This is a genomic window from Pseudobdellovibrio sp. HCB154 (assembly GCF_046267985.1).
Taxonomy (GTDB): Bacteria; Bdellovibrionota; Bdellovibrionia; order Bdellovibrionales; family Bdellovibrionaceae; genus Pseudobdellovibrio.
Genome location: NZ_CP176530.1, coordinates 621,888 through 642,513 on the forward strand (window position 1 = coordinate 621,888; position 20,626 = coordinate 642,513).

The 20,626-nt window shown below is 39.5% G+C and carries 23 protein-coding genes; 10 read left to right on the forward strand and 13 right to left on the reverse strand.

What is annotated here, in order from left to right:
- Positions 1–2: 2 nt before the first annotated feature.
- The 3 genes from ACKWCF_RS03155 to ACKWCF_RS03165 are packed head-to-tail and all read right to left on the reverse strand — an operon-like array spanning position 3 to position 1,868.
- A complete protein-coding gene (locus tag ACKWCF_RS03155; protein WP_409479249.1) occupies positions 3–674 on the reverse strand; it encodes a PilZ domain-containing protein in 672 nt (223 codons plus the stop codon).
- 2 nt (positions 675–676) lie between these two features.
- Positions 677–1,519, reverse strand: coding sequence for an SAM-dependent methyltransferase (locus tag ACKWCF_RS03160; RefSeq protein WP_409479250.1), 843 nt, complete (start codon positions 1,517–1,519; stop codon positions 677–679).
- Between the two features lie 55 nt (positions 1,520–1,574).
- Positions 1,575–1,868: a hypothetical protein gene (locus tag ACKWCF_RS03165; protein WP_409479251.1), complete on the reverse strand. Its 294-nt coding sequence runs from the start codon at positions 1,866–1,868 to the stop codon at positions 1,575–1,577.
- A gap of 312 nt (positions 1,869–2,180) precedes the next feature.
- On the opposite strand from ACKWCF_RS03165, the gene ACKWCF_RS03170 reads away from it, so the two are divergent.
- The 3 genes from ACKWCF_RS03170 (at position 2,181) to ACKWCF_RS03180 (ending at position 4,729) form a co-directional block, all read left to right on the forward strand.
- Complete coding sequence (locus tag ACKWCF_RS03170) at positions 2,181–3,662, forward strand: hypothetical protein (RefSeq protein WP_409479252.1); 1,482 nt, start codon at positions 2,181–2,183, stop codon at positions 3,660–3,662.
- A 13-nt stretch (positions 3,663–3,675) separates the two neighbouring features.
- Entirely contained in the window at positions 3,676–4,056 is a 381-nt protein-coding gene (locus tag ACKWCF_RS03175; protein ID WP_409479253.1) for a YkgJ family cysteine cluster protein, read from the forward strand.
- A gap of 67 nt (positions 4,057–4,123) precedes the next feature.
- Positions 4,124–4,729: a hypothetical protein gene (locus ACKWCF_RS03180; RefSeq protein ID WP_409479254.1), complete on the forward strand. Its 606-nt coding sequence runs from the start codon at positions 4,124–4,126 to the stop codon at positions 4,727–4,729.
- Positions 4,730–4,787: 58 nt separating this feature from the next.
- On the opposite strand, the gene ACKWCF_RS03185 is transcribed toward ACKWCF_RS03180, so the two are convergent.
- Entirely contained in the window at positions 4,788–5,423 is a 636-nt protein-coding gene (locus ACKWCF_RS03185) for an NAD(P)H-dependent oxidoreductase (protein ID WP_409479255.1), read from the reverse strand.
- A gap of 179 nt (positions 5,424–5,602) precedes the next feature.
- Here ACKWCF_RS03185 and ACKWCF_RS03190 point away from each other — a divergent pair, with 179 nt between their 5' ends.
- Positions 5,603–6,010 (forward strand): Rrf2 family transcriptional regulator, encoded by a 408-nt coding sequence (locus ACKWCF_RS03190; RefSeq protein ID WP_409479256.1) that lies wholly within the window; start codon positions 5,603–5,605, stop codon positions 6,008–6,010.
- Between the two features lie 183 nt (positions 6,011–6,193).
- Entirely contained in the window at positions 6,194–7,321 is a 1,128-nt protein-coding gene (locus ACKWCF_RS03195) for a hypothetical protein (RefSeq protein ID WP_409479257.1), read from the forward strand.
- On the opposite strand, the gene rfaE2 is transcribed toward ACKWCF_RS03195, so the two are convergent.
- The 5 genes from rfaE2 to ACKWCF_RS03220 are packed head-to-tail and all read right to left on the reverse strand — an operon-like array spanning position 7,318 to position 10,850.
- The gene (gene rfaE2 / locus ACKWCF_RS03200) at positions 7,318–7,794 is read right to left on the reverse strand and encodes a D-glycero-beta-D-manno-heptose 1-phosphate adenylyltransferase (protein ID WP_409479258.1); all 477 of its coding nucleotides are present in this window, start codon (positions 7,792–7,794) and stop codon (positions 7,318–7,320) included. The two genes, ACKWCF_RS03195 and rfaE2, sit on opposite strands and share 4 nt — an antisense overlap.
- Positions 7,795–7,799: 5 nt before the next feature.
- A complete protein-coding gene (locus tag ACKWCF_RS03205) occupies positions 7,800–8,645 on the reverse strand; it encodes a hypothetical protein (RefSeq protein WP_409479259.1) in 846 nt (281 codons plus the stop codon).
- 29 nt (positions 8,646–8,674) lie between these two features.
- Positions 8,675–9,448 carry an RsmE family RNA methyltransferase gene (locus ACKWCF_RS03210; RefSeq protein ID WP_409479260.1) on the reverse strand — a complete coding sequence of 258 codons (774 nt, stop codon included), beginning with the start codon at positions 9,446–9,448 and terminating at the stop codon, positions 8,675–8,677.
- Between the two features lie 5 nt (positions 9,449–9,453).
- Positions 9,454–10,362 carry a 50S ribosomal protein L11 methyltransferase gene (locus tag ACKWCF_RS03215; protein ID WP_409479261.1) on the reverse strand — a complete coding sequence of 303 codons (909 nt, stop codon included), beginning with the start codon at positions 10,360–10,362 and terminating at the stop codon, positions 9,454–9,456.
- Positions 10,363–10,421: 59 nt separating this feature from the next.
- Positions 10,422–10,850 (reverse strand): hypothetical protein, encoded by a 429-nt coding sequence (locus ACKWCF_RS03220; protein WP_409479262.1) that lies wholly within the window; start codon positions 10,848–10,850, stop codon positions 10,422–10,424.
- A gap of 111 nt (positions 10,851–10,961) precedes the next feature.
- On the opposite strand from ACKWCF_RS03220, the gene ACKWCF_RS03225 reads away from it, so the two are divergent.
- Positions 10,962–11,939 (forward strand): alpha/beta fold hydrolase, encoded by a 978-nt coding sequence (locus tag ACKWCF_RS03225; RefSeq protein ID WP_409479263.1) that lies wholly within the window; start codon positions 10,962–10,964, stop codon positions 11,937–11,939.
- Here ACKWCF_RS03225 and ACKWCF_RS03230 read toward each other — a convergent pair.
- Together ACKWCF_RS03230 and dsbD are read right to left on the reverse strand one after the other, a co-directional pair.
- Positions 11,923–12,780 carry a pseudouridine synthase gene (locus ACKWCF_RS03230; protein WP_409479264.1) on the reverse strand — a complete coding sequence of 286 codons (858 nt, stop codon included), beginning with the start codon at positions 12,778–12,780 and terminating at the stop codon, positions 11,923–11,925. The two genes, ACKWCF_RS03225 and ACKWCF_RS03230, sit on opposite strands and share 17 nt — an antisense overlap.
- 69 nt (positions 12,781–12,849) lie before the next feature.
- On the reverse strand, positions 12,850–14,613 hold the full coding sequence (gene dsbD, locus ACKWCF_RS03235; protein WP_409479265.1) for a protein-disulfide reductase DsbD: 1,764 nt from the start codon (positions 14,611–14,613) through the stop codon (positions 12,850–12,852).
- A gap of 152 nt (positions 14,614–14,765) precedes the next feature.
- On the opposite strand from dsbD, the gene motA reads away from it, so the two are divergent.
- Both motA and ACKWCF_RS03245 read left to right on the forward strand, forming a co-directional pair.
- Positions 14,766–15,635, forward strand: coding sequence for a flagellar motor stator protein MotA (gene motA, locus ACKWCF_RS03240; protein ID WP_409479266.1), 870 nt, complete (start codon positions 14,766–14,768; stop codon positions 15,633–15,635).
- A gap of 18 nt (positions 15,636–15,653) precedes the next feature.
- The gene (locus tag ACKWCF_RS03245) at positions 15,654–16,613 is read left to right on the forward strand and encodes a flagellar motor protein MotB (protein WP_409479267.1); all 960 of its coding nucleotides are present in this window, start codon (positions 15,654–15,656) and stop codon (positions 16,611–16,613) included.
- Positions 16,614–16,616: 3 nt separating this feature from the next.
- On the opposite strand, the gene ACKWCF_RS03250 is transcribed toward ACKWCF_RS03245, so the two are convergent.
- On the reverse strand, positions 16,617–17,306 hold the full coding sequence (locus ACKWCF_RS03250; RefSeq protein WP_409479268.1) for a TorF family putative porin: 690 nt from the start codon (positions 17,304–17,306) through the stop codon (positions 16,617–16,619).
- A gap of 137 nt (positions 17,307–17,443) precedes the next feature.
- Between ACKWCF_RS03250 and ACKWCF_RS03255 the strand changes: the two genes are divergently transcribed.
- The gene (locus tag ACKWCF_RS03255; RefSeq protein ID WP_409479269.1) at positions 17,444–18,271 is read left to right on the forward strand and encodes an exonuclease domain-containing protein; all 828 of its coding nucleotides are present in this window, start codon (positions 17,444–17,446) and stop codon (positions 18,269–18,271) included.
- Here ACKWCF_RS03255 and ACKWCF_RS03260 read toward each other — a convergent pair.
- Positions 18,268–19,167 carry a signal peptidase II gene (locus ACKWCF_RS03260; RefSeq protein ID WP_409479270.1) on the reverse strand — a complete coding sequence of 300 codons (900 nt, stop codon included), beginning with the start codon at positions 19,165–19,167 and terminating at the stop codon, positions 18,268–18,270. The genes ACKWCF_RS03255 and ACKWCF_RS03260 overlap by 4 nt on opposite strands.
- A gap of 152 nt (positions 19,168–19,319) precedes the next feature.
- Between ACKWCF_RS03260 and dacB the strand changes: the two genes are divergently transcribed.
- Positions 19,320–20,624, forward strand: coding sequence for a D-alanyl-D-alanine carboxypeptidase/D-alanyl-D-alanine-endopeptidase (dacB, locus tag ACKWCF_RS03265; protein ID WP_409479271.1), 1,305 nt, complete (start codon positions 19,320–19,322; stop codon positions 20,622–20,624).
- Positions 20,625–20,626: the final 2 nt, after the last annotated feature.

The following is a 20,626-nucleotide window of genomic DNA, read 5'->3' on the forward strand; positions in this document are numbered from 1 at the left end:
AGCTAGTCTTCGTCTTTTTTACTGCGCGCGATGCGATCAACTTGAATCAAGGTTTGGTGCAGAGTTGAAAGAAGCCCAGCTTCGATATAGCCGAATTTAATACCTACAATTTGCGTGTTGATCTCTTGGTAAAACTTAGTGAAAGCCACAGTCGCGTCTAAAGTTACACCACCGAACTCTAAGAGTTGTACCCAAATGCGAATATCTGACTCAATCGGAAGATCAATAGCACTTGTGGTTTTGATTCCCACTTTGCAGCCACCAAGGCTGATATCTTGTAGTTCATATTTAAATCTTGGATGATCTAAAATTTTAAATTCATGAGTTAAATTCATCGGTACGCTAAAACGAAAGTTTGCGCGTCTTTGAATTTTATAAATCTTTTCCGGAAACTTAACTAAGTAGTAATTATCTGACGTCGACATTTTCGCACGAAAGAAATGCGGCTCGCCACCACAAGTAAAGGTGCAAAGTATATTTGTTGTTTCGTAGTCGTAGGGATATTTTTTAAAAATCGCTAGGTCTGCGCCATCGACTTTAACGAACGAAGATTTGCTGTGGATGTCGTAAATTTTAAATGTCACTTCGACATTATTGTCAGCAAGGTATGTCACGATATCTTGATAGGCGTGGCTATCAAGCGGCGTGAAGTAGTTCACCATATTGCTGTCCATGTTTACCCCTGCTTTATCCAGGTTACTTCGTTCTTATTGTGATAAAGTCTGACTATTTTAGAATCAGGTATTTTTAGTAATTTATCAATAACTTCGAATGGGGTATCGCCTTTAAATTTGATGGTGCAAACAAAGTTTCTTACGCGACTATGGGCTAGCCAAAACTCGATGGTTTCATGAATTTTTTCAGGCGTGCAAATCAAATCAGAGAAAAACCAAGTCACATCTTTAAAGTCATCCGGGTTGATCTTAAATGCATCCCCCTGAACGTGGGTGATATTTTTGATTTTCTTAACTTGCGGGGCTAAATCTGCGCGATCGAAAGTGTAAACCTTTTTAAAATATTGGCTTAACACCCAACTCCAACCACCAGGGGCTGCTCCGATTTCTAAAGCGCAATCATCTTGTTTGATTTTTAACTGTTGAGTCGCAAACACTTCCCAAAGTTTCAAGTAAGCTCTGTTTGGCGGAAACTCTTTATCTTCTTCAAACTCATGCCAGCCAGCAGGGTAAGTTTTCTCTGGCGCCAGAGAGTAAATCACTAAATCTTGGTAAGTTGTCCAAATGTAATATTTAAAATTAAACGGCTTAGTCACCGGAAACTTAATTCGCTTTTCAGGAATTTGTTTTAAGCGGCCCAGTAAACTTTCAACAGCTTTGTTTTTTTCGGTTTTGTAATGGTAGCCAAAGATATTTAGGGCTTTAAGTTTTAGCTGAAGCTCTTTATCAGGAATAGCTGAATGACAGTCGCGCCAATGATCTTGCGCCCAGATAATTTGTTGATCTGTCGGTTCGATAATAAATAATTTTTCGGTTTTTAAATAGACTTTGATTTTTTTGACCAAGAGCTCTTTTTCAAGCTCTTGATCAAATTTAAGAAACGGAATTATAACATTAAAATTAAGCTGCGACTTTTTGAGCTGGTGATAATAATCCATGTTGATTTAATGCGTTTGTACACAGCTCCCAAAATTTTTCTTTTAATACGATCTCTTTAGCATTGTATTTCAATTTTGGAAATGTGGCTGCATAAAAATGATCGCAGAATTCGTTTTCACTCGTTCTTACGAATTTCATCAGCATATTAAAATGTACATCAGTGAATGGTCCTGAAATTAACATTTTACGAAGTGCGCTCTCTGGTGTGTTAACTAAGAAACTATGTAATAGATTGCCGTCATAAATCGCGCTCATGGAGCCTCCTTAGGTATTCATTGGTTTGGCTTCGCCAAAACTTAAAACATTGGGCTTTCGCCCTCGATATTAAGACTATCGGCCTAAAGTCGGGGTGAATTTAATAATATTTTAAATTCGATTTAATTGAGGCTAATCAGACACTTAGGTCGTCTCAAAGTGGTGCAAAAGCCCTAGAAGCTGGGAGGGGTGACGAAGCTTGTAACGGTCGTGAAGTTTCTTCATGAAATCGCCCTGTAAGAACCACAATTTACGAGTGAAAAACAGCTGCCATTTTCCTTTGCAACTGGCTTGGTGTAAAACCGTAGCCCTATGGCAACAGACAATCAAAATACCGGTAACACAAATTCTGAGGGGTTAGTTCATCCTCATATCGAAATCGAAAACCGTTCGCAGGAACTTCACCGCGAATTAAGTTTAAGCGAAATCACAACCATTGCTCTACGCAACTGGCCGCTCTTTTTGGTTTTATTGGTCGCCACAACGGCAATCGGGCTATCGTTCTACAAATGGAAAAACCCATTCGTTGCCAAAACTACAATAATCATTAACGATAATCAAAATTCGCAATTGCAATCGTTTTCAATGGCCTTAGCCGGTAATGCCAGAACAAACGAAGCCAAAAAAGCGAATTCAACAGCGCAAAAACATCTAGAGTATTTTAAAACCACTGAGTTCTTACAAAAAGTTTTAGACGCCGCTAACAGCACGGGTGCCAACGCGCAGTTAACGTTATCTGAAAAATCAGGTCAGAATTTATTCTTCTCGCAAGTGATGAATGATAAAGTGGGAATGAACGAAGACGAAAAATTAAAAGCCTACCAAAAATTAGATCGTATGCTTTCGTTTAAAGTAAAAAGCGATTACGAAGTTGAAATTTCATCGTCTGATGATCAAAAAGACTTAGCTTTATACGTTACAAACTTAACAACGACAGTGGCATTACAAAGCTTAAAACAAAATGAAGCTTCTGAGATTCAACAAATCAACGACCACTTAACAAAAGAAAAAACTGCCGTAGATGCCGAGCTATTAGATTTAAATACAAAAATGGCTAAGTTTAACGATAAGCCAGAAAACTTAATGTCGTTAACTTCAATGGATAAAATCGGTGAGTACTTATCAACTTTAAAAATTGAAAAGAACGCCGTAATGCTTAAGCTTGCTGAAAACAACAAGCTGATTCAAACATTAAGTGCTAACAGCAATGGTCGCCGTGAAAGTGAACTTTATGGTAACAATGGCCGCATTCAGGCTTTAAAATTAGAAAACGACCAATTACGTGCAAAGCTTGGTAATCTTCAAGCTGCTTTCGATCGTACATCGTCAGAAGCTAAAGGTATGCCTTACGCAGCCCAAATGTATGAAGAATTAAAAAAGCGTGCAGATTTACAATTAGCTCGTTTTAAAGAATTAACTGAAGGTTTATCAAAAGTTGAAGCGTTAAAATTGGCAGCAGCTAATAAATATGAAATCTTAGAGCGTGCGCGCATTGATAAAGTGGCTCCGGCTGTGCCATTAACAGTGGTGTTGTTCTTAGCGGTATTAATGTCGCAAGTGCTTGGAAGTTTAATCATCTACTTACGCGCGATCTGGAATTCAAATATTGTGACTGCTGAATCTACTCGTAATGTGGTGGTGCTTGATAGCCACTCATTAGATCCACGTGTGATTATTGAAAATTCAAAAATCCGTTTCCGCCTACGTCATTCTTCAATGGATGACCAAGACCAAGAAAACGGCCAGACTAAAAAATTAGGTTTTAACTTTAAATCGAAAGATCAGAACGGGTAGTTATTAGTTTTTTATGTCTTATGTAGATAAGGACCGCCCGTCCACTTGGAAAAAATACGACAAAGACTTCTGCACAAGCTGCCGCGCTAATTGCTGCTGCATGCCCGTAGAAGTTAAGTCAGATGATTTAATCCGTTTAGGTGTCACCGACATCGACGAAGTCACAAATTCAATCAAAAAAACTGCAAAGCGCCTTAAAAAAGAAGGCATCATCATGAGCTACCGCGAAGGCACCGAGTTCTTTATGCTCGCGCAAAAAGCCAATAGCGAATGTATTTTCATGGATTCAAAAACACGCTTTTGCACAGTCTATGAAAAGCGCCCAGAAACCTGCCGTGATTTTCCGGCTAAAATGGGAACACGAGTTGGGTTTTGTCCTGCTGAGAAGAAATAAATAAAATATAATTTATATTGTTGATCAGATTTCATGAGCGTGACACCATTGTGCGTGAGGTAAAATTATGGAGTCATTATCTGCCGCAGCTTGCGAAACGTTTATACATGTCACAGAGGTGGAGTTCTTATTGGGTGTCATTAGTCATGCTGATCTTGAAGAGCGGGAAGAGATTTTGCAATGGCTAATGAATGATGATGGCGGGGGGAGCGATCCTAGATTTTTGCAGGGCGAATCGCAAGAAAGAACTGAAAATTCGAATTCTAAGATTGAAGTAGTCAATTCTGACGGCAGTGAAGACGTCGACGATTATTTTGAAGAGCCACTAATTTTACATTTAATTCCATCTGGATTAAATAATAAGTGGGTATTCACAATTGGAGACTCAGATAATTATCCATCGGTTCCGCATGGACATTTAGATAATAAAACTCGCCCTTGGCCAAAGCTAAATCCTTATACTGGTCGAGCCTACAGCGCAAAAGACAGTGAGAATATTCGATATCGCCTTAGTAGAAATGACATGATTGCTTTATGGAACAATCAAGACTTCCGTAGGCACGCACTAGAACAGATTCACTTTTATCGCGAAACATACCCTCACTATAGATTTCCTGTACCAGAAGAACGTTTGAGAATCTTACCTGTCTGGAGACGCCGTCGAGGATTTTAGCGAAGAAAGAAAAGTGCACGCGCGCTTGACGCCAATCAAAGCGCACGTGGGGAAAAAATTATTTTACGTATTGAATTAAAGTTTCGTCCGTGAAACGTACTTTTTTGAAATTTTGAGTCGCATCTTCGGCGTGACGATAACCAAGGGCAGTAACCACAGTTGTTTTCCAACCAGAGCCTTCTAAACCTAAAATTTTATCGTACGCTTGTGGATCAAGACCTTCCATTGGGGTCGCATCGACTTTTAACAGCGCCGCTGTTTCAAGTAAGAAACCCATCGCAATGTAAGTTTGGCGTTGTGCCCACTGAGTGTTATTCGGAGACTTCGCCACATTTTCAATCATCATGTTTTTATAACCATCTAAAGCATCTAATGGAAGTCCACGCACTTCAGCTACGCGGTTGATATATTTTTGCACGAAATCAACATCAACTTTTTCACGCGCTAAGAACACAACTAAGTGGCTGGCATCAGTAACTTGTGTTTGATTCCATGAAACTGCTTTTAGTTTTTCACGCACTTCAGGGTTTTCAATCACAAGAAATTTCCAGGGCTGTAAACCGTAAGAGGAAGGGGCTAATGCTAATGAATCGGTTAAGGTTTTCCAGTCTTGGGTAGAGATCTTTTTAGTCGCATCGTATTTTTTCGTTGCGTATCTCCACTGTAAAGCTTCTTGGATTTGATTATGTGCCATCTTATATCTCCTATCGATGATAGTTTTAAATGTAACTGTTATGGTTACAATATGAACCTGTTTGGTTTTAAATGCAACAATTAAAGTTACATTTAAAAAAATGCCTGTAAAAACGTCCTAAAGTGCGTTAAATGTGCTTATTATTGTTTCTTTTTGAGTTTTAGGTTAAGATTTTAAATATGTTAGACCAACGCTTTGCCGCTTCGGTACACATTATGGCTTTGTTAGCTGCTCACGATGAAGAGCTGCAAACATCGGAATTTTTAGCTGAGGGACTTCGTACGAACCCGACAGTGGTTCGTCGTCTATTGGCAAAACTTGCGGAAGCCGGTCTTGTGAAATCTTTTAAAGGAAAATCGGGCGGAGTAAAAATCGCGAAACTTCCGAAAGAAATCACTCTGAAAGATATCTATAAAGCCTCGACAGATAAAGCGTTAATTAACTGCCGTGAGGCTGATGTTCCTAAAGCCTGTAAAGTCTCTTGTTCAATGAAAGAAATTTTCGAAGGTGTAGCTGACGGCTTAGAAGCCACATCTATGGCTTATCTAGCGAAAATTAAGCTCTCAGACATTCTAGCTAAAATCTAATACCTTCATTCTTATAGTCTCACTCTGAGACAACTGTTAGCTCCCTATACAAGTGTCATAGCCAAAAATGTCCATTTACGTGTTCATCTCAGAATGGCATGCCTATAAGCCACCAGATGCGCGTACAGCGTGCCAACTTGGTCTGATTGCTGCTCTTAGTATTCATATAACGAGGAGGCAATTATGACTCAATCATTAACGAAACAAGAAAAGCTGGTTTTAGCTGGTTTACTGGTTTGCTGCATTGGTGTTGCTTCTTTCATTACAAACTTTCAAATCATCTCTAAAACAACAACAGTTGTTGAAAATGTAATTAATTATAAAATGGGTAAAGCCACTGAAGAGATCTCTACGTACTCTTTAGACGGCCGTGAAATCGACCGCACTATCGTAAAACCAGAAGAAGAAGGTTTTATCGCTAAAACAGCTCGTAAAATCTCTCAAGCATTAGGTCTTAAAAAAGATTCTAAAAAAACAGCGGCTGCTAAAAAAGCTGAAGACGCTAAAAAAGCCCAAGCAGCTCAAGCTAAAAAAATGCCTAAAGGTGATTTTTCTAAACCAGTAGCTAAAGCTCCGGTTCAAAAACAAGCTCCAGTAGCTAAAAACGAAACTGAAGTTCAAATGCAAGACTTTAATAACGGTGGTGGTTACGTGGCCCCAACTGAAACACCTAACCAAGCAACACAGCCTACAGAAGAAACTAAAAAAGTTAAAAAGACTTTAGAGCAAATCAAAACTGAATTTATGGCTAACCCAACTCGCGAAGCGATGATGGCTTTAGTATCTTCATATAAAAAAGAAGAAGTAAACGCTGCTGATTTCTACCAATTACAATCTGAGTTATTAGAATCAGAAAACGATACCTTAGTGGGTCACGCTTTATACGCTTTACGTTTAACTCCATCAAATGAGTCTTTCAGCATGATGGCACAATACCAACCATCAGCTAAAGCGGCTTACCAAACTTATATCGAAGAAGCTTTATTATCTTACAATCAATCTGCACAAATTAATGTGTTAGGTTCGGTGATTCGTTCAGGTGATAAAGTAGTTGTTATGAAAGCTTTAAAAGTGATTGAAGCTGGTATCAACAGTATCAAAAACGGTACAGTATCACAATTAGTTGATGGTCGCGGTCGCCGTGAAACAACATTCGCTGGTTTTAGCTTACAAAACTACTTAAGTTTATTACCGGTAATCACTCAAGCTTTAGCAGCTTCTCAAGACAACGAATTAACAGCGTCTTTAGAGTCTTTAAAGAACTTAATCACTGATATCAAAGACAGCAACACAGCGGTAGCCGCGAACTAAGTTTTAGATTTGGCGATGATATTTGTTGTCGATTTACCATCAACAAACTGCAGAGATTTTACCGTTCCGCCGTAGCTTTCGACGAAATCCCAACCCACGATCTGTTCTTTCTTCCAGTCGCCACCTTTAACTAAAATATCGGGCTTAACTGATTTGATCAGATTAATCGGCGTTTGTTCGCCGAATAAAACCGTATGGTCTACAGATTTTAATGAAGCTAAGATTTCAGCGCGATCGTTTTCATTTTGAATAGGGCGGGTAGGGCCTTTTAAAACCTGCACAGAAGCATCGGTATTGATACCCACGATAAGAACATCACCTAATGATTTAGCTTGTTCTAAATAGCGAACATGGCCGATATGAAGTAAATCAAAACAACCATTGGTAAAGACGATTTTTTTGCCCGCTTTTTTAAAGTCCGCGATGGCCTGTTCAAGAGATTGAGCTGATAGAACTTTAGGTAACGCGGCCATGGAAACTATGTTTTCTGTTTTTGGATTTGTGTGCCAGTCACTGCCGCTAACACATCAAAGCGTAAAACTAATGAGATTAAAGTCATTAAAACAAAACCAGTTGCTACGTTAATCACTGAACGAGCTGCTACACGTAATACATACGTCGATGAAGCTTGTTGTAATTCGTTACCACAACGTTGATCAAACGCCCACTCACCTGGAGTGCAGCCTAAGAAAGCGCGGCAAGCCACGTAGTAAATGATTTGAATTCCACCTAGCAGGCTAAGAGTCGCCCAGTAGATTAAGTATTGTGGGTCTGGATTAGAAATATTGGCGATTAAATCAATTTTTGTAATCGCTAACATGGCAATTAAGCTTAATAAGAAAAACGCTGCGATTAACATCGTATCTAAGAAACCAGCTGATACAGAAGGAACAGCGGCGATCCATTCAGGACGGCGAGTGTTGCGCGCTAAAGCTTCTTCTTGTTGTTTCTTTTGATTTAAATTTTTTAAAATTTCATTAACAGCAGTTTGTGCTTTAGAGATTGAATCATCTTCAATCGTTGGCACATTGATCGAAGCTTTACGCTGAGTATTTGTCGTCGTTGTTGTTTGCGTAGCTGTACGAGGCAATGGAGAATTTAAATTAAAACCAGCAGGTGTAGTTGTATTAACTGAAGTAGAGGCTGCTGTTGTTGCCGGAGTATCAAAAGTTAAGTGTGAACTTTTAAATTCAACTTTTGAAGTTACAGACGGAGTTGATGCTTTAGTTGAAGTCGATTCTTTATGAAAGCCTAAGCCCGAAGTTAATGGCTTGAACTCGAATTCATCAAATGGATCGTTCATGATATCTGTCTTCTTTGACATAAAGTTTTTCTCCGTGTCGGGGCAGCTGATTACTTCATCAACCCGAACTCATACTTTAGGACAGCGACCAAGGTCAGGCAAGCCGTTTCCACTCGTAAAATTTGCGATCCTAGGGTCACTGGATGAAGGCCTAGTTTGTGCATTTGTTCGGCCTCGCCTGTGGAAAAGCCACCTTCTGACCCCACAATAATCCAAATATTTTCAGGTAATTGGGCATTAGGTGACAGATATTGTTCCCTAAGTGATTTTATTTCATCAGCAATAGGTTTAATTGACTGACCCTCATATGCAAAAAGACACCAATTCTGAGCCGAAGGGTTAATTGTTTGCAGCATATTTTGCCAGTTTGTCACTTCGTGAATTTTCATTAACTCGCCACGGCCACATTGCTGGGTAGCAGAAACGATGATCTTTTGCCAGCGTTCTTGTTTACCTTGAGGCAACTCTTTTTCTTTACGAATAAAACTGTATTGCGAAACAAACGGTAAAATCGAACTTACACCCATTTCAGTCGCACGTTCGATTGTTGAGTCCATCACGTTATATCTTGGAATAGAAAGCGCTAAATGAATGTGAGGTTTAGGTAATGCTTTGATGACTCTCTCTTCGATAATTTCAGCGAGCGCATCTTTTTTTGTAACTGACTTAACTTCAACTAAGTAAGCTTTTGAATCTTCAGTGATCACTTCAAAGTGATGACCCACTTCTTGCCTGCACACATCGAAAATGTGATGGTGCTGGTCACCTTTAAAAGTTACTTGGTTATTATATATCTGATTTTTTTCAATCCAATAACGGCGCATGGTGATTAGTTAATTCTTTGCACCCAGTAACCAACCCATTCATCTTTTTGAATGCGTTTGATTACTTTTAGTTCTGGAGAAGCTTCGATGAATTTTTCAAAGAATAAGTTATCACGCTCTTGCAAGATACCCGTTAGGAATAAATGACCTTGGGGTTTTACAACGCGGATTAAATCTTTGCGTAGCTTAATTAAAACGCCATCAATGATATTGGCAATAACCACATCAAACTGCTCGCGCACTTCTTCTAAAAGTTGGTCAGTTACGATCACGTCTTTAGTTTGATTTAAGATTAAATTTTCACGCGCTTTTCTACGAGCTTCAGGGTCAATTTCGATACCTGTGATCATGCCGTAACCAACACGCTCAGCTAACACCGCTAAAATCGCTGTACCAGTTCCCACATCAAGCACTGTCCAGTCTTTAACTTTGTCTGCATTTTCTTGTGCTAATTTGTGAACGAAGTACGAAGCCATTTTTGTTGTGGCATGTGTTCCTGTACCGAACGCCATACCTGGATCGATACGAACTTGTAATTGCGCTTCAGGTGGTTTTTCTAACCAAGAAGGAACAACCCAAACCGGGCCCACAAGTTTAAACGGCACGAAACCTTTTTTCCATTCTTCTAACCAATCTTTTTGGTCTTCAGTGATTGTTTCGATTTGAATAAGGGGATTTAATCCTTTAACGCCATCAAAGAATTTTTGTTCAGGTTTTGTTTCAAAAAAAACATCCACATCTAAAAAGCGTTTTGGAATTAAAGACGGGTCGTAAGTTAAATCAGGTTGAGTAAAACTTAACGCTTCAGAAACACCTAAAGCACCATGGCCAAAGGCAATAACAGATAGTTCATCTTCTTGCGTGCGCGGAATATTAGTAAGGCGAATACGGTAGTATTGAGCTGTCTCTGCCATGCGATTATTTTCCCTGCTTTCAGCAGGAAAGAATGTGCCACGGTCAGAGGCAAAAGGCACTATTTTTTCTTATTATCGATGAAGCTTCCGTCCATGTCGATTTGGTCACCGATCATGATGCCGGTTTGCTCTAGCATAGGGTGTTCTTCACGGGGGGTAAGCTCGAATAAACGGGCAATAGCCACACCACCTTCAACCTGAATAATTTTCAATAAGCCCACTGTGGTCTTAAAAGTACCGATCACTTTTGCGCCTTGGTTTTTCACTGTAATTTTACGGGTCGCTTTAACAATCAGATTCTTTTTTAAGCCTGAACTGTCAGATGCGTTCAGATAAAAATCTTTATAGATAGGGTCAGTGTCAGCCAGTTGAATGTTGCGACGAACATCAACAACTTCAATGGCATCAGCCGCCACCGCGCGCGAAAAAATCACGCCGAAAATGATATATAAAACAGCGAATAAATTTAAAAGATGAGTCTTGCGCATAATAAGATGTATCGGAATGAACGACTCAAAACTGTGCAGGACTTTAGGAGGTATTTTGAGGTCAAATAATAATCGTTTAATGACACAAGTAAACCTGACGATACGAGCTGCATGATGAAAAATAGTTTATTTTTATTAGTAGCTGTTGCTTTGGCAGGTTGTTCGTTATTCACAAAACGTGAGCCGCAAAATGCAGAGACTTCACGTTGGTTTATTGAGACTATGTATTATGACGTAAAACATCCGTACTTAGCTAACCCTTTAGTTAAAGACGTAAATTTACGTACGGGCTACTATCGTGAATCAGCACAGACTGAATTTAAAGGCTGTGTTTTGTATTTAGAAGGCTTAGCGGATTCAATCGCGAACCAACAACCGCTATTTCATCACTTAAGTGAAAGTGGATACCGCACGATTTTCTTTGATTACATGGGTCAGGGCGGCTCAGAAGGATCAATGAATAATTCGCGCGTGCTTGATCCGATCAACAATTCTTTGCAAATTTCTACACAGGCGCAGGTCGTTTGGAATAAATATTCTGAAGGCTGCAAAAACAGCAAAAAAATCGTCATCGGTTGGTCAACGGGTGGTCTGGTTAGTTACAAAATGGCTTATGACCGCTGGGCAGATGCAGTTATTTTAATTGCTCCAGGAATTCATACGAAAATGTTTATTGGTGAGGCGGCAGAAAATCCAAGCGATTTACTAACGTTTCAACAAGTCATCAGCGAACGCACGTTAACACGTAATACATTTGCTGGCGGACGTAATCCACACGTTGAACCGATAAAACCGACTTCACCAGCAAAAGTTCCATTGTTTGCCACGAATTTAGTGGCGGCTTCAAAAGTTTCTCAGACTTGGAAGATTTCTGAAAAAGTAAAAGGTTTAGTGTTCTTATCAGGTGTTGAAGACACGTATGTTGATCGTGATGCCACGATTAAAACATTAAAAAGAAATGCTTCGCATTTTGGGATTGTATCTTATGACGGTGCTTTACACGAAATTCAGAATGAAGTCCCTGAAGTGGCCCATGATATGTATCAAAAGACCACTCAGTTTTTAAATCACATTACTTCAGCGTATTAAGTTTACGCTGAAAGTTTTTGCGGTTTCCAGTTTCGATTTTCTTTTTCGAAACAGTACGCACATCACGACGGCCGTGAGTTTCAGTCGGAAGATCCGGCATGAAAATACGGTCTTTGGCAGCTTCGTTAATATAAACGTAGTCGCCGGTTTCAAGGGCGCCTAGACGTAATTTACCGATCGCCACACGTTGAAGTTTCATCACATCAAAACCGATTTTTTTGAACATTTCACGAACCTGATGGTTTTTACCTTCAGTGATCACGATTTTGTACCAATCGTATTTGTCAGAAGTCTTAGTTGTAGATGACTTCTTCATTTTTAATTTTTCGATATGTTTAGCACGAACGCGGCCATCAGGAATCGATACACCTTTTAAAAGTTTATCGATTTTTTCTTTAGCGGGTTGGCCATTTACTTTTACGTGATAAGTTTTTGTAACTTCTGTTTTTGGATGCATAACAGAGTTTGCAAAATCACCATCGTTAGTCATTAACAATAAACCTTCAGAATCCCAGTCAAGGCGACCAATCGGGAATACGCGGCCCGGAACTTCAGCGACATAGTCAGCTACAGTAGGGCGGTCTAAAGGATCAGTCATTGAAGTGATCACGTTTTTAGGTTTGTTAAACATGATGTAGAACATTTGGTTTTTAGCACGTAGAGGTTTGCCATCAACAACAACTTTGTCGTTAACTTCGTCGACTTTGATACCAAGCTCGTACACTTTTTTACCGTTAACAGTCACAAGACCTTCGGCAATGAGTTTGTCAGCACCACGGCGAGAAGATAAGCCACGGTCTGCTAATAGTTTATTTAATCGGATAAGATTTTTTTCTGACATAGGTATTCACTTTCTGCGCGTCTCCCGACGGGCAAGTTATATAAGTATCGCGATAAATTGCGATATATTCTATTCCAGAGTTTTTTCCATTTTAGGTTTTAGCTCATTCCACTCAAGAAATTGAGTAAAGGTTAACTCAGAAAGAATGTCCCCTTTTTTATTGATAAATATGACCGTTGGCAAGCCTTTGACTTTATATTTCTCAATAATCTGTTTAACTTCGGGAGTGTCTTCAGTAGCGTCAATTTTAACCAGTTTAAACTGCTTAGATAGCTCGATAAATTCAGGGTTCGTGTAAGTTTTTTCCTCTAGCTCATGGCAAGCAGCACACCATTCGGCGAAGAAATCTAACATCACAGGCTGGTTATCGGCCTTAGCTTGGGCCAAAACAGCCTCAGAATATGGGGTCCATTTGATCAGTGTTTCACCCACCACGTCTTCAATTTGGTTGTTAAAAACAGGGCTAACTTGATCGCGTTTAAACACCGCTAAAAGTGTTAGAGTTAGTGAAGCTACGAACACTACGATAAAAATACCTTGGCGGTAAGGGTGCTTTTTTTGAAAGTGAAAAGCGCCTTGCCAGATTGAAATCGCCATCAAAGTTAAACCTAAAACGATGATCCAATATTCCATCGGAATTACAAATTTTAAGTAGTATAAAGCCACACCGACCATCAATAAGCCTAAAGTGAACTTAATAAATTCCATCCACGGACCAGAACGTGGAAGTTTTTTTAAGATCTGGCTTGAAGCACCGATGGCGATAAAAATTAAACCTAAACCTATCGCGTAGGTGAATAATAAACTAAAACCAAGAACAGCGTTTTGTGTGGTTGATACAAAACTTAAAATCGAAACAAGTACAGGTCCCACGCAAGGGCTAGCCACGATACCGGCTACCATACCCATAAAGAATGCGCCTGTGTAACCTTGGCTTTTTCCTGATCCGCCGAAACGGCTTCTGATGAATGCAGGCACTTGTAATTCAAAAGCGCCCCACATGCTTAACGCCATCAAGACAAACAAACCAACTAGTGAAGATAAAACCCATTTGTTTTGTAAAGCTTGCCCAAAGATCGCACCAGTTAAGGCTGCGATAACACCTAAAGACGAGTATGTGACGGCAATACCTAAAACATAAAACACCGAACGTAAAATATTTTGTATGCGGGATTTATTATGAGCATCGTTTCCTAAGATAGATAACGTGATCGGAATCATCGGAAAAATACACGGCGTAAAGCTTGTTAAAATTCCGGCTAAGAAAACCAATAGAAAAGTTAAATAAAAGTTTTTCGCTAATTGGTTTTCAATCGTTCCCGCAGAAAACATCGACATCGATGGTTTCACGTCTTCTTTCATTTGTGTGAAGTTTACATCAATCACGACATTATAAGTTTTAGGTAAAAAACAAACTTGGTCGCTGCAGATTTGATATTTTAAATCAAACATCAGCTTTTCCATTTTGTTTGTTACTTTTTCCGGAGATTCAATTTGTAATTCAATTTCGCCGGCTTCAAATAAACCTTTGCGGTTTTTTTTCGAAAACTTATCAAAGAATTCAACTTCGGGTTTTAGCTTTAACTGACCAACCTTAAAGTTATCTGGATTAATATTTAAAATTTTAAATTGATCCGCATAGGCATGAAAACCTTTAGGTAAAGTGACTGAAATACGGGCCGATTTGATTTGGCCTTCCTGCAGCGTTAGCGGTTGAGTCAGAATATGAAACTGTGCTTCACCACTTGTAAGTTTGCCGGCCACATCATTGGCTGCAAAAACAGAGCAGAACGAAAGAAAAATTAAACAAAAAACACTTACGACCTTAGTCATACTTACCCTTCGGAACGTTATGGGAATTAATTTACCATTATTCACTCTTAAAGGCATCGTAAAAACCTAGACCTTTTTCTAGATTCAACAGGACTGCATTAACTTTGGTCACCAGTCTACCGATGAAACGATTGTAGGAAAAAGAGGTCTCAATGGGATTTGTAGGTATATTAGTAGTTTTCGCCATGGTGTTTGGTGGATACGCGTTAGCCGGTGGTGGCTTCGGCGTTATCATTCACTCTGCGCCGCTAGAACTAATGATCATCGGTGGTGCCGCATTAGGTGCTTACATCATTGCAAATCCAATGAAAGTTATCAAAGCAGGTTTCAAATTAGGAATTCATGCGATGACTTCAAAAGGTCCGCAGAAAAAAGATTATTTAGATTTATTGCAAATGCTTTTCCAATTATTCCAAGTGTTTCGTAAAGAAGGTCCACAAGGGGTAGAGAAGCACATCGAGCAACCAGAACAAAGTGATATCTTTAAAGCTTACCCAACAGTTATGAAGAATCACCACGCGGTTCACTTTTTATGTGACACGATGAAAGTTATTTTATCGACAGACTTATCTCAGTACGACATCGATGACTTAATGGATAATGACTTAAAAGCAATCCACGCCGAAGAACACTTAGCACAACATGCGGTGCAAATGGTGGCGGATGGTTTCCCGGGTTTAGGTATCGTTGCCGCCGTACTTGGTATCGTGAAAACGATGGGTCACTTAACTGAAGGTAATGAAAAGATCGGTCAATTAGTTGCCGGCGCCCTAGTAGGAACAATGTTAGGGGTATTCGGTGCCTACGGTCTTATCGGTCCTACAGCTACTAAAATGGCTGCAGATATCGAAGCTGAAGGAAGATTTTTAAACTGTATTAAAGCAGCCGTTGTTGCTCTTCAACGTGGTTCGCCTCCGTTAGTATGTGTTGAGTACGCTCGTCGTACGATCATGCCGGAAGAGCGTCCTACATTTGATGAATTAGATAAAGCGACAAAAGATATTAAAAAAGCTGCGGCATAATTCGAACGGAATTGAAAAATGGCTAAGAAACAGCAAATCGTTATTAAAAAGATTATCGTACAAGGCGGCGGTCACCATGGTGGATCGTGGAAGGTTGCCTTGGCCGATTTCATGACAGCGATGATGGCATTCTTCTTAGTTATGTGGTTAATGAGTCAATCAGATCAAACTAAAAAAGCGATTTCTGATTATTTTTCTACACCTTCAGTGATCGAATACAATTTTCAAAACTTCGGTGCGGAAATTACTCTTGAAAAATTATTCTTAGATTTCGTGAATGAACCATTAAAAGCGATGCAAAGTTTTATGGAGCCTTCAACGAAGAGCCCGAATGTTTTAGACATGGGTTCAGAAAAAGTTGTCGCCGCTTACATGGCTGACAAAATGACTGATATTGCGAAGAACGTAGAAATTTCGCAAGACGGTTTTGATTTTGATATTCCAGATGTGTATTTATTCGAACGCGGAAGTTCACAACCAAAAGTGGGCTTTGTTGATGTGATGGATAAATTAACAGCGGTAACTGCTGGTTTAAAAGATGCTGAGATCAAAGTAACTTCAGCGTTATTTATTCAGTTAGTTCCTGATCAAAAAGCTAAAACAGCAGATAAAGTAGCGTTAGAGCGTCTAGCTTTAGTGACAAATAAAGTAAATGCAGCGTTTGATTCCAACACGAACACTGTAGTTGGCGCTACGAACATTAAAGATAAAAAAGGCGATTACGATCCAGAACGTTTGATGGGTTTTATCCGCGTCAGCATCCGTCAAAAAGAAGTTGAAGGTAAAAAACGCCGTAAGTTAGAAAGCTTATTTGGTGATACCAAAAAAGAAAGTAAATTAGATCTAGTGCCGCAAGAAAAACCAAAAGCAAAACCTGCTCCAGGTGCGGACCCGAATCTAAATTTAATTAATCCTGTCGATATCGAAGTGATGAAGCTTGATCAGGAATTCAATCCTGGTAGCAACTTAAAAGAGTAACTTCTAATAATTTAACTGAAAACCAAGAAAATAACCGGGTTTAGAACGATCACCGAATTGTGATGTATTACTCGGTAAAGTCATGCCGGCTTCAATACGACTATTCGGAAAAGCATTGTAATAACCAGTTGCTAATAAATCGATATAGTTAGCGTAAACTTGCGAATACTCCATCGTGTAACCTGCGCCTAACTCGTAGCCCGTTCTTTCGCTAAACTTGGTATTCAACTTCACGCGCGCGTAATAAGCGGATGAGCCCGTGCCTTCGTAGTTATTCTGCCACTCCAAAAGTCCAGAGAAGCGCGAATAATCTAATCTAAAACCATAGCGAATGCCGTTGCGGTTTTGCGTTTTATAAAAATGATCATCGTGCACATAGAAAACAAATTTTGAATTTGATTGAAAGTCGACAAAAACTTCGGCGACATATTTAAGCCAAAGATTATCATCATCATTTCCCAGTTTAGAAATGTTAGAACCCCAGAAGCCCAGTTTAAATTGGCTACCAAGATTAACTAAGACTGTCGCATTCATAGCAAAACCGTTATTGCTATAAGAAATACCACGATCAAGAAAGTTTGAAGTTAAGCGCGCATAACCAGAGATGCCGTAGTTTGGAGTCGCACCACCGCCGCCTTTGTCAGATTTTTTATCTTTATCGCCCGGTTGTGCCGAATAGGTAGGGGCAGCCATTGCTAGCTGTGAAGCCAGCGTAAAAACAAAAAGAAGTGAAGCAGCCCTGTGGCGCAAGAACGTCATTGTTTTATTGTCAGAATTAATGCACAAATAAGCAATCAAAGCTAGAATGATACATACCAAAGTTGGAGCCTATGAGTCTATTTAACGAACTTTCCCTGTGGTCGGATTATCCAATCGTTGCTTTTGACACTGAAACGAGTGGTCCATACCCCTTAGAATCAGAAATTGTCGAGCTTGGGGCTGTTAAATGGTTCAAAGGCGAAATCATCGGCCAGTTTCAGACGTTATTAAAGCCATCAAAACCGATGACCCAAGATAATATCAATATTCACGGTATCACTAATGAAATGGTGGCCGATGCGCCATTGATGAAAGATCAAATCGTGGCCTTTCATGAATTTATCAAAGATTCGTTATTAATCGCCCATCATGCGCCATTTGATTTGGGTTTTATTGCACCTGAATTTGAAAAGGCGGGCTTACCGTTTCCAACGAATGTGCACTTGTGCTCGAGCTTAATTTCAAGAGCTTTATTGCATACAACAAACCACAAACTACAAACGTTAGTGAAAGAATTAAATCTAGTGGGTGGTGACGCACACCGAGCTTATGATGATGCCTACGCGTGTTTACAAGTCTTCATGAAAGCCGCAGAAAAATTAGATGTGCCATCGTTAGAAAAATTAAAAGCGGTGCAAGTTAAAAAATTAGAGTGGGCGAACTACACGCTATTTTCAAAACAAACAGAGCAGATTAAATCCCTGGTTGATGCGATTCAAAAGCAAAAGACGATTCAAATTGTTTATGAAGGCGGGCAAAGTAAAAATAAACTTCGCCCGATTACTCCTAAGGGTATCGTTAGAAACCCAGACGGGGATTATGTGCACGCTGAATGTGGTTTAGACAATCAGCGCAAACGTTTTTATCTTTCAAAGATTATTGATATCGAACTCGTTTAGTCTTTGTGAATTTCGATGAGGCGGGCTTTGATTTTTTCGGCTAGCTTTTCTAAGTGTTTGAAATCATCACCAGCGCGTAGTTGTAAGGCTTTTTTCTCTTCGTCTAAGCCTTTGCCGTCAAGGGCTGCGCTTAAGAAGCGTTCGAACGCATAGACTGGGCCTGCGATTCGGTGTGAGATGAATTTCGCCACCGAAAATAGAACAATCGAAAACGCCAGAACTAGAATTCCGAATGAATATAAGAAAGCTCTTGTGTATTCTTCGTGGGATTCGTAAACGCCTAATTCTTTAAGGGCGATTTTAAAATACGTGTATGAGAACACCATACATACTAGTGAAACTAACACGCCAGTACCGATAAAAATAAAAGCGTATTTCAACTGAAAGCGTTTATTGATCCAGAATTTATTTCGGTAATCTTGATCAGGCCAAAGTTGTTTGCCGTCTTTGAATAATGAATAAATTAACAGCGCGTAACCAACCCATTGAATCATGTCGGCCACATTCCAAATTGGTGTGTGGTAGTTGCCGATTTTCATACTGATAAAATCTAAAACATAACCATAGTAGGTGCGGTCTAAAACGTTTCCTAAAATACCGCCAACTAAAAGTGATAAACCTAAACGTAGTCGCATCACTTTCACTGGAACCATAAATTGTAAGAAAGCGTATAAGCTTAAAATAAAAAAGCCGCTTGTTGATAAAGTTACGATGCGAAGAAACGCAGGTAGTTTTGAAAACATACCTAACATAGCGCCATCATTGTTTACGAGAACGAAGTGGATTGGTCCCACCCAGTGCTCTGTCATTGTCCACGCCCAATTTTTTGAAGCTTGATCAGCAATCACTGCTAAAAGTAGTGTTGCGACGACCAAAAGCCAATCTCTAGTTTTCATATCACTATTTTGCCGATACAGTTTATAAAATGAACTACATATTGCGATTATTAATTTTACTCAACTATAGTCTGGCGACCTGTCGGTCGACTTGTCTAGCTATCTTACTCATATTAACGAGTTACTCGGCGCAAGCGCAAACTTCTCAATCCTTGCAGGGAGCCGTTAAAGAAATTCTAATCAAAAACAAGATTAGCCTTGAGCATGTAGGCCTTGTTGTTTCTTTGAAAGACCAAGATATCGCCGAGAATAACGCTAAAAAATTATATATTCCGGCTTCAATTTCAAAACTTTTAACTTCGTATTCAGTGTTAAAAAACATTGATCTGACACAGAAATTTAAAACTGAGTTATACTATGACGGAAAAAATCTTTACTTAAAAGGTAATGGTGATCCTAGTTTTGTCTCTGAAAATTTATGGTATTTGGTCAACGAATTTACCCGTCAGAAAGTTCGTTTAATTTCTGGAGACATTATTGTTGATGATTATTATTTTGATGATGTCAGATTCGATAATTCGCGCGAATCAACACGTGTGGATCGTTCGTATGATGCGCCGGTTGGGGCGATGAGCTTTAATTGGAACTCAGTAAATATATTTGTTAAGCCGGGCGAAAAAGAAAATGATAAAGCCCAGGTCGTACTTGATCCGGAAAATTTATATTTCGGTTTAATCAATAAAACAGTGACTAAGAAAAAACTGAGCCGCGAATTAATTATCGATGTGAATCAGAAAGAGCGCACCATCACTGTAACGGGTGATGTATTAAAAGGTGGGCTAGAAAAAGCTTACTATAAAAACGTGGCTGATCCTGAACAGTGGGCCGGTGAAAATTTACGGGCTTTTTTAGCGCAAAGAGGCATCGAGGTTAAAGGTAAAGTTAAACACGGAAAAACTCCTTCTGCGGCAGAAAAAATCGTTACTTTCGAAAGTAAAAGTTTATCGATGATCTTGGCTGATATGAATAAATTTTCGAATAACTACGTGGCCGAAATGTTAACTAAGAATATGGCGGCCTTATCGGGTGAAACTCCGGCGACATTAGCGACTGGTGTAAAGGTGATTCAGAAAGACCTTAAAGAGATTGGGTTAGGAAAAGAAGACTTTAAAATTTTTAATCCATCTGGACTTACTCGTGATAACCAATTGTCAGCTCACGCCATGGGAGCCGTGTTAAAGGCCATGCAAAATGATTTTCGCTATTTTCCAACGCTGTTAGAGTCTCTTCCAATTGCAGCCATTGATGGCACTTTGAAAAAACGTATGAAAAATTCTCCAGCCGCAGGCTTTGTGCGTGCGAAAACGGGATATCTAGATGGAGTTGTCACTTTAGCAGGCTATGCTGGACAAAAGAACGGGGACATTTACCGCTTCGCGTTTCTATACAATGGTCCACAAGATGAGGCCCGTGTGCGTGAAGCTTTTGATCAAATCCTAATTTATCTTCTAAAATAAAT